Genomic DNA, 14005 nt, shown 5'->3' on the forward strand with positions numbered 1-14005 from the left:
CAAGGAAACTCCATGCTCAATACATTTCGGCTTTGCTCCGTACTTTTTCTGGCTTTGGGTCTGGCTGCCTGCAACACTGCACCGAATTCAAACCGGACTACGCACAGTTACGCCTTTGGACGGCCTGCCGCCCACACAGCAGCAGGCGTCGCTCCTGTCGTTGTCTCTTCGCAACCCAGCCAAAAAGGGCCTGCCAACGTTGCCCATATTGTCTATTTCGACTTTGATTCATACACCGTGCGACCAGAAGACCGTGGAATCATCGACAGCCATGCGCGCTGGCTGCAGAGCAATCCAGGACGCTCGCTGACTCTGCAAGGCAATACCGATGCGCGTGGCGGCACAGAGTACAACCTGGCTTTGGGTCAAAAGCGTGCCGAGGCCGTGCGCAAAAACCTCGAAATACTGGGTGTGAACGCCAATCGGGTTGAAGCGGTCAGCTATGGCAAGGAACGTCTGGTCGAGCAGGGATCGAGCGAGGCTGCACATCAGCGCAACCGACGCGTCGAGTTCGAATACCGCTGAGTTTTAAACACACTTTCTCTATCCCGCAACGCAACGACATGACAGGCCCGGTATTCATGCTGCATTCCCATGGCAGTCCAGCAGCCTACGCGCATGCCAAGGACAACTCTGCAGCCATGGAGCCTGAAACCACCTTGTTTCGACAACTCAGCCAAGGGCTGGAGTATCTGAAACAGCACCTGACGCCGCTTCCTCAGCCGTTTCCAGGCTGCCTGCTGTTTTTCAGTGTTGCCGCACCTGGGCAGGCCGCAGCGGTCTTCCAGGTACGGGCTGGCACCTTGCAAGCCGCCTGGCGCGAGGGCTCGACACGCATTCGCCAATGGGCCTGGGCGCACAAGAAAAATGCGGTAGAGCTGCGCATCGACTGGGTGCAGGACATCATTCACATCGCTGCTGCTCCTGCCAACTGGGCAAGTAACCCTGCCACTTCCTGGGCACTTGCAGACGCCGAACTGGAACATATTGCGCTATTTCTACCCCTTCTCGGCGCAGACCAGGCAAGCGCTGCGCCTGCAAAACCGGCTCTGCTGCTGAATTTGCAAGGCATTTATATCGACCGGCACGAAGCAGGCATTGTCGTGCCACGCCATCCCTCTTCATGGAGCCTGCCAAGTCATTGGTGCGCCACACATGGCCCTCTGCGTCCTGTGCTTCATGCACTCTTGCAGCAACAGCAAGAGGATGGAAGCTGGCCCGATGCCAACACCGCCGCAAAGCATCTGGGCCTCACCTATGCCCTGCTGCAAACGCAGCGTCAGGGACATCACCCAGATCTCGGTCATGCCATCCGCAAAGCGATGGCCTTTATTGAAGCAGGGCTTCCACACCTGGCCAAAGACGGTGTTTTGCAGTCCGCCGCCCTACTCGTGCTGGCGCGCCATCTGAATCAATATCGCCCTCTCGCCACGCCGACCCCCGACACTTCGGGCCCACTGTTTCAGCACATGGAGCAACTGGCCCAACATCTGCTGGCTTCGCTGCAATCCGCCCTGCCTGCAGCCACCCTGGCCTGGACACACCTCGCCCTAACGGCTTTTGCACGCTGCAATATGCCCTCGAAAAACAGCGAAGTGCACAACGCGGCTCAACTCTGGCACGGCCAGCACAACTTCCAGCGCTGCACCAGAGTTGGTTTTGGGGTGCAGCATCACTCGCTCGCCTCCCAGCCTTGGCCTGAGATTGCCATGCTGGAAGCCTCGCTGCTGCCAATGGCCCCGCCTGCTGCAGACCAGTCAGCCGCTTCCAGCCAATGGAATGCGGAACTGCAAACGCTGCTTCAACGCCTGCAAAAATGCATGCTGCTGCCAGAACAGGCCCTCTACCTACCACCAGCCATACGCCAGCAGGCGGCGTTTTTCAGTACGCGCCCCAGGCAGCCAAGCCGCTTTCTGCCGGCTGTACCGCCAGCACTGGCAGGTTTGTGCGAAGCCGCGCAGCTTTTGATCCGTGGCCTGGCAGCCACCGAGCACCTGATGCATTCACCGGCAGCGGCACAGCCTCCAGCAAGCCCACAACAGGCTCCCGGCGCACATTCAAGGCCAAGCAAGCCCCCTGCGGCCTTGGTCCAGCGACCGCTCTTTCAAGCCAAAAGCCCAACGGCTGAAGCCCCGCTGGCCTGCACACCGATGTTCTGGAGCCGCGACGAGCTTGCAGCCCTGATGGGCGGCAACTGGAGCGGCCCACCGCTTGAGCCATCTGCTGGCTGCACCGGCCTTGACATCCATCGCCAACACCACCACAGCGGCGCCGCTGTCCTTGTGCGACGCCCCGGCCTTGCCACAGGCATATCGCCTGCCGCACTGCATGCCGTCAAAGCCAGCGCTCTCATCAGCGACTCCGCCCATGATCTTTTGCGCCATGGCGTTCCCATCCTGCAGGTCAGAAACCTCCAGCAGGGCTTGCTGAATCTGGCGCAGGCCGCGCGCCGGCGCATCCAAGCCCCCATCATTGCCGTCACAGGCCACGCAGGCAAATCCTCCGTTCTCAGCATGCTGCGCCACTGCCTGCAGCAGCAGGCAAGCCTGCGCAGCAATGCCCTGCAGACGCAGAGCGCAGCGCTGCAGATGATCAACTGGAGCGAAGCCAGCACGCACGCCCTGATCGAACTATCTTTCGACAAGCTGAGCAGCGAATTGCCGCTGGCCAAACCAGACATCCTGATCGTCACCGGCAGCCGACACGAAGACGATCAGGCCGCCAAATCAAGAATCGCACCGAACCACACAGTGCTGCTGACAGCGATACATCTGCTCACCCCCGGCGCGACGCTCATCCTTGATCAGACCACCGGCTGCCATACTGACGTGATCGAAGCCGCGCAGCGGGTAGCCATCAAAGTCATCACCTTTGGCAAAGCGCCTCACATTCATACCCAGAGGCTGACGACTTCACATGGCGAACCATCTATCGCCATGGATGAAGTGCCCATGACACTTCGTCTGCAGGCAGACGGTCGCCACATGGCTGCCAATGCCCTGGCAGCCCTGGCGGCGCTGAGCGCACTGGGACAATCACCCACCACGCTGCAAAGCAGGCTGGAAAGCTGGGAGCCGCTGCCCGGAACCGGGCAACCGCAACTGCTGCCCAATGGCATTCAGCTGCTGGATCACAGCCAGAGCAGCCACATTCACTCGATACAGGCAGCTTTTACCCAACTCCAGACACTTACCCGCCGCAGACATAACCGAGTGATCGTGCTCGCCGGCATTCAGGCCCACGATCAAAACCTGGAAACCACCCAACTGGCTTTAGCGCCACTGATTCGCGCCACACCAGCCAAGAGCGTGCTGCTGTACGGGGATGCGCTCTATCCACTGAGCAGCACGCTGGGCGACTTGCCCCATGTCATCTGGCATGACGACCTCAACCAGCTCATACACCTGCTGATGGTCACGGCACATATCGGCGACACCGTACTTCTTGCGGGCAAAGCCACCATCAACCTGCTCATTGCCGCCGATGCACTGCGCGAAAGCGGGACAGAACCCGAGAGAAGATTCATGCACCAATAGTAATAAATACCACCATTAATTTGCAAAAACCAATTGCAGCACCTCGTTTAAATCGCTTTATCTTTCAAAAATTATTGCCACACCAATGCCCATTGGTTTCATTAAATGTCAAATTTTGTTAACTAAAAAATTCATAGCAATGACTCCAAAATCAAATCAAATGTCAATTTCTATTGAATATTTCTATGAACATTTTTTGTTCAATGAAATTAATCTAAAAAAAATCACTGAAAATTAGATTCATATCAATGAAATGCTTTTTTATTGGTACATTTCATTAAGAACAAAAAAATACGTCTTTTTCAAATACTCGTATCATTACCCGCTGTGATTCGCTATTTACTCCCTCAGCACTTGATGGTGGTCGCAGAGAATGCGACAGGGGCAACTGCGTCCAGCTCATATTCAACCGCCATTGCCGACGCCTTTCGACGTGCCTTGGGGCAATTGCACAATGCCGCCTGGTTATCCCTGCCGATCAGCCTTTTGGGATTGCTGCCCTCTATTTTCTTATTACAGGTCTATAACCGGGTTATCTCGCATGGCGGCACCGCCACATTGATTGCCATGGTCGCCGGTGTTTTGTGCTTTTTGTTGCTGGAGTGGTGGCTGCGGCGCAAACGCACACGCGCACTGCGCGAAGCAGGCGCCATGATTGATCGCGATGTCTCTCAGGCCCTGATGCATTCCATGCTGCGCCACCCGCTGCAAACGCTGGAGCAACGCCCATCGAGCCAGTGGCTGCAGCTCTTTCGCGATGTCAGCGCCATGCGCACCGGCATCTCCGGCGGCTTGGCCAATTCCATCCTCGATCTGCCCATGGCCGTGCTGGCACTGATTGTCGTCGGCATCATTGCCTGGCCGGTTCTGCCCGTCATCATCGTGGCCATCATCATCCTGGGTGTGCTGGCCTGGTGGTGGGCCGATGAAGTTCGCAGCGGCCGTGTCGAGGAAGTCGCCCAGGCCCGTCAGCTCGATCGCAGCACAGCAGAAATCTGCAATGCTCGCGGCACCCTCAAGGTTCTGGGTTACGACCATGCCGCGCGCCAGGCCTGGCAAGCAGGCTATGACCGCTGGCTGGCAGAGAGCTTCGGCAAGAACGGCGAAATGGAAAATGCCCGTGAAGCCAGCCATATGCTGCTGACCTTGTTCTCCATCGCGGTCATCACCGTCGGCGCGATTGCCATCAACGCGCAATGGATGAGCATCGGCAGCCTGATGGCCGTGAACCTGCTGTCCAACAAGGCTCTGGGCCCCATCGCCCAGCTCGCCGGCAATTGGCGCTCCATGGCTCGCGCCAACGAAGCCACCGAACGCCTTCAGGCAGTTCTGCAGGAGCCGCTGGAAGCGCCAGCCCAGACCGTGGAGCTGCCGCGCCCCAGCGGCCGTCTGCGCCTCGATCAGGTCAGCTTTCAGTACGCCTCTGGCCCCGCTGCGCTGGAGCAGGTCTCGCTGGAGATCGGCCCTGGCGGCATGCATGCCATCCTGGGCCACAACGGTGCCGGAAAATCCACGCTGACCAAACTCTTGGCCGGGCTCTACCAGCCCACCCAAGGGCGCATCTTCATTGATGAATACGATATGGCCCAGTTCCCGCGCAGCGATCTGAGCGACTGGATAGGCTGTCTCGCACAGCAGGTTTACTGGTTCAGCGGCCCGATTGTCGACAGCCTGCGCATGGTCAACCCCGAGGCCGACGACAGCAAAATCATCACCGCCTGCCAACTCTCGGGCGCACATGGCTTCATCAGCCGGTTGCCCAACGGCTACCAGACCACGCTGGGTGAAGGCGGTGCCGGCCTGTCTGCAGGCGAGCTGCGCAAACTCGCACTGGCGCAACTGTTCCTGCGCAATCCATCGGTTCTCATCCTCGACGAGCCCAGCAACGACCTCGACTTCGACAGCGAAACCGCTTTGCTGTCGACCCTGAGGCAAATTGCGCTCAAGCACACGGTGATTGTTGTCACCCACTCCCTACGTGTGGCCTCCGCAGCCCACCATATCTACCATGTATGTGGCGACGGCAGCGTCAGGCACGGCTCGCCCAGACAACTGCTGCCCCAGCTGTTCGGTCTGCGCGAATCCGCTCCAGCGCCAGTGCATGCCGACAGCGCCGTCCAGGCCGCGCCACAGGTTCAGGAAGCCGCCTCATGAAAAGCCGGCAAGACGACCTTCCGCTGGCTCTGCGCCAGCCACAGCCCGAGCCGCAACTCAGCGGGTCGGGTCACGTCGGCGCAGACGCTGGTGCGGCCCCACGCCGCTTTGCCTTCTGGCACCGCCAGAGCCGCCCACGCAAGCTGCTGATTGCTGCCATCGGTGCGCTGGTGCTGACCGGCCTTTTCTACCCGGTGGAAAACGTCGTGGTCGCCACCGGCCAGGTCATCCCATCGGATCGCGTGCAAACAGTGCAGCACCTGGAAGGCGGCATCGTCACCGTCGTTCATGTCCGCGAAGGCCAGACCGTCACCCAGAGCCAGCCACTGCTGGAAATTGATCTGGGCGGCAACAGCCTCAACCTCGAACAGCTCCAGGCACGCCAGGCCACGGCTCAGGCGGCCAAGGTACGCCTGAACGCGGAAGTACAGAACCAGGCCCTCAAAGCCGGACAATTCCCGGCCGACCTGGACCCCCAGATCATTCAGGCCGAAATGGGCGCCTTCGCCTCCCGCACGCTGGAATATCAGGGCGGCCTCGCCGCAGCCCAGGCCCAGCTACTACAGGCGCGCGGCGATGTCGCCCAGACCCAGGCCCGCATTCAAGGCCTGGAAATCAATCTGCGCCTGCACCAGGAAGAGGCCACCATTGCCCGGCAACTGGCGGCCGAGCAGCTCATCGGCCAACTCGAAGTCATTGAAAAGCAGCGCGCGCTGGAGCAGGTACGCACCGACCTGGGCGCCACCCGCGAGCTCCTGGTCAGCAACCGTGCCAAGGTCGCACAGGCCCAGGCCAAGCAGCTTGAAGCCCAGGGCGCGTTCCGCCGCCGCGCCTCTGACGAGCTGGCTCAGACGGAGCGCGAACTCTTCAGCCTCGGCGAAGACCTCGCGCGCGCCAAAAACCAGCGCACCCGCACCATTGTGCTGGCCCCCACCGACGGCGTGATCAAGGGCCTGCGCAGCTCGGGCGCGGGCTGGGTGGTCAAGCCCGGCGAGCCGATTTTGGAGATCGTGCCCGACAAGGACGAAGTCATCGTCGAAGCCCAGCTCAACCCTGCAGACCGCGGCTATGTGCGTACCGGCCAGCCCACCAAGGTCAAGATCTCGGCCTACGACTTCCTTCGCTATGGTTCGGTGCCCGGCCATGTCACCCTGGTGTCGGCCGACGCCGACCGCGATGCCAAGCAGCCCGACGCGCCCTCCTACTTCCGCATCCAGGCCAGCCTGGAGCAGCACTGGGTGGGCCGCACCGACAACCGCATCACCACCGGCATGCAGGCGCAGCTCGACCTGCTGCTCGGCCACGAACCCTTTATCTGGTACTTGCTGCGCCCGATGCTGCGCATCCAGAGCGAAGCCTTCCGGGAGCCCTGATGACCGAACGCATCTCGCCCTGCCTGCTTCAGCCCCTGTCAGCGCCTCCGCTGCGCCGGCTGCTGCTTGCGCTGGCACTGCTGCCTGCACTGCCCCTGGCCGCGCAGGCTCAGGACAGCGCCAGCCAAGCCGGTGCGCCGGCCGTGGTGGTGGTACACAGCGCCAACAACGCCAACACCCCGATCGCTCTGCGCCTGGCGCACCAGCTCACTCCCGCCACACTGGCCAGCGACAGCAGCCACCGCCGCCTGATCGACTCCTTGCACGCCATGCTGGACGAATACCCCGATGTGCTCAAGGCGCGTGCCGCACTGGAGTCCGCCGGCCATGACGTCAACTCCGCGCGCGGCGCACGCTGGCCCACCTTCAAGGTCGGCACCTCCAGCGGAGATGCCCAGATGCGCCAGGGCCAGCGCTCCAACTACACCACCGTCAACGCAGAAGTGCGGCTGGCCCTGATCGACGGTGGCGCCATCGGCGCCGGCATCCGCTCGGCTGAATCTTCGCAGGCCGCACAAAGCAGCGTGCTGTACGGCACACGCCAGAATGTTCTGCTCGACGGTCTGACCGCCATGCTGGAGCTGCAGCGCTTTGGCAGCAAGGCCGGCATTGCCTCAGAATCCGCGCGCATCATCGGCCAGTTGGCCCAACTCGAAGAGCGCCGTGCCGAGCTGGGTGCCGTGGGCCGCAACGACCTGCGCCAGGCCTCCTCGCGCCAGGCCAGCGCACGGGCCCAGCAGCACGCGCTGGAATCCCAGCGCATGGATGCGCTGGCCCGCTTTACGCGCTACTTTGGCTTCAGCCCTGAAAACGGCTGGCTGCCCGAGCTGCACGTGCCCCGGCAGTGGATGCCCGCGCAGGAAAGTCTGGCCCTGCAAGCCGCCGAAAGCAACAGCAGCGAGCTGCAGGAAATCCAGCAGCAAATCGCCCGTGCCAGTGCCGAAGTCGAGCGCAGCAAGGCCCAGCGCTACCCCACGCTGGCCGCCGTCGTCACCCACAACCGCGATCCCAAGGGCGTTCTCTATGCAGACGGCACACGCTATGGCGTGGAGCTGAACTGGAATTTCGGCAATGGCTTCGAGCTGCGCGACCGCATCCTCAAGGCCATCAACGAATTGCAGGCCCAGGAGGCCCAGCAGGAGTCCGTGCGCCGCCAGGTGCGCGAGACCGCCTCCGCCGCCTGGGGCCGCGCCCAGGCCGGCCGCCAGCGTGAAGCCCAGCTCGCCGACGCCGTGCGCGAAGCACGCAGCGCCTTCGAAGGCCGCAGGCGCCTGCTTGAAGCCGGCCGCGGCAGCCTCTCGCAGGTGCTGGACGCCCAGCTCGACATGCAGCGGCTCATGCTCGACGAGGCTGACGCCATCTACGACCAGCGCATCAACGAATTGCGCCTGGTTCGCACCACAGGCCAGTTGCTGCCCCAGCAGCCGCCCGAACACTGGCTGGACATGCTGTTTGCGCAGCAGGCCACGCCCTCTTCCTCATCTCTCCCTACAGAGCAGCCCGGCCAGGAGCGCACGCAGCCTCCGGCTGCGCCCATGGAGCCTGGCCGCCCCGACAGGCGCCCGGAGCAGGAAGCCTTTGCCCTTGCAGCAGCAAGAGGCCAGCCCCCCAGATCCTCCTCCGCACCGATGAATTCCCGAACCGTGATTTCCGCGCAGCGCCTGCAGCTGCGGCTCGAGCCAAGACTCGACCCCCAGCAGCTGGCACTGCCACAGAACCAGCCCGTCACAACCACCGCAAGGTGGTAATGGGCACGACTGCTTTTACCGCAGCGGCCGGTGCTAGCCCATCGCCAGCCACTGTTTTCTTACCCATGGGCTTTTGACTGGAGACAGCTATGTCCAACATCATCAAAAACTTCCTGCGTGACGAAGAAGGCGCTACCGCCATTGAATACGGCCTGATTGCGGGGCTGATTGCGGTGGCGATCATGACCACAGTGGGCCTGCTTGGGAAGGAGCTGGACACGCTCTTTACGTCCATCTTGAACAAACTGAAGGGCACCCCATAACCACAGAACCCGCCATGACATCCCCCCTCCTCCCCATCCTGGTGCTCTGGCTGATCGCCATCACAGCGATGGATCTGCGCCAGCGCAAGGTCAAGAACCGGATGGTGCTGCTGGGCCTGGCAACAGGCGCGGCAGCACTGTTCAGCGGCGCGCAGCCTCTGCAGACCTCGGTCTGGAGCGGGCTGGGCGGTATGGCAGCGGGCTTTGCCGCATTGCTGCCGTTCTACGCGCTGCGCTGGATGGGGGCGGGGGATGTCAAGTTTGCCGCCGTGGCCGGCCTGTGGTTCGGGTGCACGCCCGCGCTGCTGGCCATCTGGCTCGGCGGCAGCCTGCTGGCAGGCCTGCACGGCATGGCCGTGCTGGCCTGGCGCCACTGGCTGCAGGGCAGCGTGCAACTCACGCTGAACCGGCAAGCCATACAGCGCAGCATTCCCTATGCGGGCTATATGGCCCTTGTGGCCATCTGGGTGGTGGTTCGCACCCGGGCCTGAATGGGCAGCGTAAGCCCATTTTCCCGAACGCCCAAAGCACTGCGGGTGCTTTGTCATCGCCGTCCGCCGCAAGATCTTCAAAGACCTCAGGCGGGCGGTGATCGCAAAGTTTCTGCATCAAGTTTTTTCAAGACAACGACTCAGGGGGAATACACGCCATGAACCTCACCAAGATTCTTGCCGGGATACTGGTTGTCCTGGCCATTGGCCTGGCCATCATGGCCTGGTTCATGGGCCGCCAGCCTCAGCGCAATGTGGCCGCCGTTCCGGCCGCTCAGACAGCTTCAGCCGCCGAAGCAAGCAGTCCCAAGCCCGCGCCCATGCATGATGTCGTGGTCGCAGCCCGCCAGGTCGCTGCCGGCCAGAAGCTCGCGGCCGAGGACCTCAAGGTGGTCCAGCAGCCCGCCGCCGTGGCCGATGGCGTCAAGACCGCCGACGCCGCCGTGGGTCATACCACGCTGATCGCTCTGGCTGCCGATGCTCCGCTGCTGGAACAGAACCTGGTCAATGGCCTATCCCTACAGCTGGAGCCCGGCCAGCGCGCCCTGTCCATTGCCGTCAAGGAGCCCATGGCTGCGGGCAACCATGTGCGCCCCGGCGATTTTGTCGATGTGTTCTTCACGCTGGATGGCAAGAACGACAGCGGCAATGACAAGCTCAATGTCGACACCCAGACCCGCCTGCTGCTGGCGCGCAGCCGCGTGCTGGCCTATGGCGCCACCAGCGTGGAAAATCCACCGCCCACCGCGGCCCAGCGCAGGAAGACCCAGGAAGAGGAAGAAGCCGCCAACAAAGGCCAGCGCCGCAGCGGCGGCGACCAGGGCCGTGCCCAGGTTCCTGCCAACACCGCCCTGCTGGCCGTGCCGCTGGAAGATGTGGAGCGCCTGACCCTGGCCGAAAAGTATGGACAGCTCACGCTGGCCCTGCGCCATCCCGACGATATGTCGGTCCCTGATGCCTCCCTGTTCGCCGCCCTGCCCACGGCGTTGCAGCCCGTGGCCGGCCGTCTGCCCAAGGGTGAAACCCTGCAGGGCGCAGACCGCTCGTTTGCCGGCCTGCGCTTCAATGACCTGGCCACTGGCGCCGATGCCCGCAACGCCCGACGCCCCGCCCCTGCCTCAAGTGCACCGCGTGCGCCCCAGGCGCCTCGCCAGCAGACGGTGCAGGTGCACCAGGGCGCGGCTGTGCAGACCGTGAGCTACTGAGGCTGCAGAACGAATACCCGCCGGGCACCGGCACCATACAAATTTTCATAGCTTGCAACACTTACCAGGCAAGGACTTTGAAATCAATTGATCCCAAAGCCCTTATCCATCAACCGTAGGCAGCTATCTTTTTGATGAATCTTGATGCCTCAGGCATTTTCCGATCCGGGCGCCAGCCATGACGGTCAGCACCGCAGGCCAGGCCAAAGAGGGAGAGAAAACTCATGAGCACTACCCATATCGCGCACAGCACTTCAGAATCCACGCCTCCAGGCTCCATGCCCACGCCATCGCAGCGGGCCTTCATAGGCCTTGTGGGCAGTGCTGCGCTCTGGAGCATGGCCTTACCCGGCATGGCGCAGGCACCCTCCCAGCCGGCAGCAGCGCCCGGCTCCGCAGCGGCTTCCATGGCTTTACCTGCGGATGCCGCGCCAGCCCTGCAGCTTTCCCTGGGCCACCAGCATGTGCTGCAGCCCGCCATGGCTCTGGCCCGCATTGCCGTGGGTGACCCCAATGTGCTCGATGTCAAGGTGCTGCGCTCGGTCTCCTCCGGCGCTTCCCAATCGGCCGAGCTGCTGCTCACGCCCAAGGCCCCGGGCAGTACCACGCTCTCCGTCTGGCCCGCCAAGGGCCTGCCGCAAAGCTGGAAGATCCAGGTCAGCGGCCCCAGCCTGCTGCTGAAAAAGCGCTTGGAGTCGGTACCCGAGCATGCGCGGGCCCTGGCCGAACTGCGGCTCAATGCGCCCGACAAGGCACCATTGATAGACCGCTCGCAGGTCGCCGTACGCAGCAATACCGTGCAGGTCGATGTGCAAGTGGTAGAGTTCAAAAAGTCCGCGCTCAAGCGCGCAGGCATCAACCTGATCAGCGGCGGTCCCAACGGCCATGGCTTCAGCTTTGGCATGTATACGCCGGGTAGCAGCACAGGGTCGTCGAGCAGCTCAGGAAGCGAAGGCTCCACAAGCAGCTCCTCCGCCATCTCCAGCGCCATGAATCTGGTGCTGGGCTTTGGCAAGGCCTTTGGCGGCAATGGGCTCAGCGCGCAGATGGGCTTTCTGGAAGGCAACGGACTGGCCCGCGTGCTGGCCAAGCCCACGCTGGTGGCCCATACCGGCCAGAGCGCCAGCTTTCTGGCCGGCGGCGAGATTCCCATTCCCGTGCCCAGCAGCGCCAGCAACAACATCTCCATCCGTTACAAGGAATTCGGCGTCAAGCTTCAGCTTACGCCTACCATTCTTTCGGATGATCGCATCGCCCTCAAGGTGGCCCCCGAGGCTAGCGACCTGGACTACACCAGTGGCGTCACCATTTCCGGCATCTCCGTCCCTGCCCTGGTGACCCGCCGCGCCGACACCATGGTGGAGCTGGCCGACGGCGAAAGCTTTGTGATCGGCGGCCTGGTCAGCCGCGCCACCTCCTCCAGCGTCAACAAGGTGCCACTGCTCGGCGATCTCCCCATCCTGGGCGCCTTCTTCAAGAACCTCAATTATTCGCAGGACGAAAAAGAGCTGGTCATCATCGTCACGCCGCGCCTGGTGCAGCCGCTGCCCGCCAATACCAATCTGGAAGCGCTGCTGCCCGGCAATCGCTCCGAGCAGCCCAATGCCGGCCAGGTCTGGGGGCCCTATCTGGGCGGCGGCCTGAGCAGCAATGCCGCCTTGCCCGGCTTCTCGAACTGATATGCCTTGCGCAGCAGATGCCTATGAGTACCCCCCTGCCTTCGGAGCCCAGCACCACGCCTGACGGCGCACTGTCCTTGCCACCGCTGGCCACGCCAGCCACGCTGGAGGCCTTGCTGTCCCTGACGCCCGCCACGGCACCCAAGCCGGCCGCCTCCAGCGCCACGGACGGTCTGGTGCAGCCCTCGTATGCCCAGGCCCAGCTGCCGGCCAGCCATGCAGACACGCCGCCTCTGCCCGACGCCCTGCCTGCCGGTCTGCCGCCAGAGCTGGAGACGCAAGCGCCCCTGCTCTTCATCCATGCGGGCACGCAGGAAAGCGCCCTGGCCCATTCCTGGCTGCAGCGCATGCTGGGCAATACGCGCATGCACCTGACACGCTTTCAGGACAAGCCGCTGGAGCAGGCCATGCAGCTCATGCCCAGCCTGGTGCTGGTGGATTTCGAATCCACCTCGATAGAGGCCGCGTCGCAGCTGGTGGCGCAGTTGCGCAGCAGCCTGCCACAGCTGCTGATGGTGGCCGTGGGGCACACCCGTCACCCCCAATGCATGCTGGCGGCCCTGCGCGCCAGCGTGCAGGATTTTCTGGATATCGACGGCTCCCTGCTCGCGGCCCAGCAGACCGTGCGCAACTTGCTGCAGCGCAATGCCTCGGCCCAAACCGCCGGCCCCACAGCCCCCCTGACCGCCCTGGTGTCTGCGCGCGCCGGCCTGGGCAGCAGCCTGCTGACCGCACATCTGGCCTGGTATCTGCAGCAGCAGTTGCACCCGCCTGCGCCGGACAAGGCGGCAGAGGCCGCAGACAAGAGCCGCACACGCCTGGACGCTTTGCTGGTCGATCTGGGCCAGCCCGGCGGCGACTGTGCGCTGTACCTGAATACACCCAGCGAATTTGATTTTCTGGAGGCTGCGGGCAATCTGCACCGCATGGACCGCCGCATGGCGTCATCGGGTCTGGCCCGGCATGGCAGCGGGCTGCGTCTGCTGCCCCTGCCACGGCAGCCGGGCGCTGCGCACGAGGCGGCATCGGCCGCCAGCACGGCTTTGCTGCAGCGCCTGCGCCAGTATTTCCGGCATGTGCTGGTGGATCTGGGGGGTATGTCCCAGACGCCGCTGGCCATGGATGCCTTGCGTCAGGCCAGCCATATCTGGGTGCTGTGCGAGCAGAGCGTGGCCAGCGTCGTGGCGACCACCGAGCTGTTGCAGCAGATGGACGCTCTGTCCATAGAGCGCGAGCGGCTTCGGCTCATCGTCTGCCGCCATGACGGCCAGTTGGACATGGAGGCCTCGCTGATCGCGCAGCAACTAAAGTTGCCCCTGCTGGAGACCGTCCCCGAGCGGCGCCGCGAGCTGTTGCAGGCCCTCAACCAGGGCCGGCTGCTGAGTGCTCAGTTGCGGCGCGATCCCTATGTGCAAGCCGTGACCCGGCTCACGCACACCCTGCTGCACAGCGACCACCCGGAGCTTGCAGCCCCCCCCGCCTCTGCCGTGACAGCGCCGCGGACCGCCCGCTGGCTGAACCCTCTCATTCAACGCTTCAAGAGAAACTGAACGCAC

General features: G+C 63.1%; 10 protein-coding genes. All 10 read left to right on the plus strand.

The features are described 5' to 3' along the window. Window positions 1-12 precede the first annotated feature (12 nt). The 10 genes from QMY55_RS22920 (at window position 13) to QMY55_RS22965 (ending at window position 13999) form a co-directional block, all read left to right on the plus strand. On the plus strand, window positions 13-525 hold the full coding sequence (locus QMY55_RS22920) for an OmpA family protein (RefSeq protein WP_283486397.1): 513 nt from the start codon (window positions 13-15) through the stop codon (window positions 523-525). A gap of 56 nt (window positions 526-581) precedes the next feature. After that, window positions 582-3536, plus strand: a complete 2955-nt coding sequence (locus tag QMY55_RS22925; protein ID WP_283486398.1) for a Mur ligase family protein — start codon at window positions 582-584, stop codon at window positions 3534-3536. A gap of 327 nt (window positions 3537-3863) precedes the next feature. Further along, the gene (locus tag QMY55_RS22930) at window positions 3864-5690 is read left to right on the plus strand and encodes a peptidase domain-containing ABC transporter (RefSeq protein ID WP_407650567.1); all 1827 of its coding nucleotides are present in this window, start codon (window positions 3864-3866) and stop codon (window positions 5688-5690) included. After that, window positions 5687-7063, plus strand: a complete 1377-nt coding sequence (locus QMY55_RS22935; protein ID WP_283486400.1) for an HlyD family type I secretion periplasmic adaptor subunit — start codon at window positions 5687-5689, stop codon at window positions 7061-7063. The genes QMY55_RS22930 and QMY55_RS22935 overlap by 4 nt, the downstream gene beginning before the upstream one ends. Continuing rightward, window positions 7063-8811 carry a TolC family protein gene (locus QMY55_RS22940; protein WP_283486401.1) on the plus strand — a complete coding sequence of 583 codons (1749 nt, stop codon included), beginning with the start codon at window positions 7063-7065 and terminating at the stop codon, window positions 8809-8811. The genes QMY55_RS22935 and QMY55_RS22940 overlap by 1 nt, the downstream gene beginning before the upstream one ends. An 89-nt stretch (window positions 8812-8900) precedes the next feature. Next, window positions 8901-9074, plus strand: a complete 174-nt coding sequence (locus tag QMY55_RS22945; protein WP_283486402.1) for a Flp family type IVb pilin — start codon at window positions 8901-8903, stop codon at window positions 9072-9074. 14 nt (window positions 9075-9088) lie between these two features. Continuing rightward, window positions 9089-9565, plus strand: coding sequence for an A24 family peptidase (locus tag QMY55_RS22950; protein ID WP_283486403.1), 477 nt, complete (start codon window positions 9089-9091; stop codon window positions 9563-9565). A gap of 158 nt (window positions 9566-9723) precedes the next feature. After that, a complete protein-coding gene (cpaB, locus tag QMY55_RS22955; protein WP_283486404.1) occupies window positions 9724-10770 on the plus strand; it encodes a Flp pilus assembly protein CpaB in 1047 nt (348 codons plus the stop codon). Window positions 10771-10994: 224 nt separating this feature from the next. Next, window positions 10995-12449, plus strand: coding sequence for a type II and III secretion system protein family protein (locus QMY55_RS22960; protein ID WP_283486405.1), 1455 nt, complete (start codon window positions 10995-10997; stop codon window positions 12447-12449). 23 nt (window positions 12450-12472) lie between these two features. Beyond that, a complete protein-coding gene (locus QMY55_RS22965; protein WP_283486406.1) occupies window positions 12473-13999 on the plus strand; it encodes a P-loop NTPase family protein in 1527 nt (508 codons plus the stop codon). Window positions 14000-14005 lie beyond the last annotated feature (6 nt).

It is taken from the genome of Comamonas resistens (genome assembly GCF_030064165.1).
Taxonomy (GTDB): domain Bacteria; phylum Pseudomonadota; class Gammaproteobacteria; order Burkholderiales; family Burkholderiaceae_C; genus Comamonas; species Comamonas resistens.

Excerpts from the sequence above, each read along its gene's own strand:
- QMY55_RS22920 (WP_283486397.1), top strand. The coding sequence starts at position 13 with ATGCTCAATACATTTCGGCTTTGCTCCGTACTTTTTCTGGCTTTGGGT.
- QMY55_RS22925 (WP_283486398.1), top strand. The coding sequence starts at position 582 with ATGCTGCATTCCCATGGCAGTCCAGCAGCCTACGCGCATGCCAAGGAC.
- QMY55_RS22935 (WP_283486400.1), top strand. The coding sequence starts at position 5,687 with ATGAAAAGCCGGCAAGACGACCTTCCGCTGGCTCTGCGCCAGCCACAG.
- QMY55_RS22940 (WP_283486401.1), top strand. The coding sequence starts at position 7,063 with ATGACCGAACGCATCTCGCCCTGCCTGCTTCAGCCCCTGTCAGCGCCT.
- QMY55_RS22945 (WP_283486402.1), top strand. The coding sequence starts at position 8,901 with ATGTCCAACATCATCAAAAACTTCCTGCGTGACGAAGAAGGCGCTACC.
- QMY55_RS22950 (WP_283486403.1), top strand. The coding sequence starts at position 9,089 with ATGACATCCCCCCTCCTCCCCATCCTGGTGCTCTGGCTGATCGCCATC.
- cpaB (WP_283486404.1), top strand. The coding sequence starts at position 9,724 with ATGAACCTCACCAAGATTCTTGCCGGGATACTGGTTGTCCTGGCCATT.
- QMY55_RS22960 (WP_283486405.1), top strand. The coding sequence starts at position 10,995 with ATGAGCACTACCCATATCGCGCACAGCACTTCAGAATCCACGCCTCCA.
- QMY55_RS22965 (WP_283486406.1), top strand. The coding sequence starts at position 12,473 with ATGAGTACCCCCCTGCCTTCGGAGCCCAGCACCACGCCTGACGGCGCA.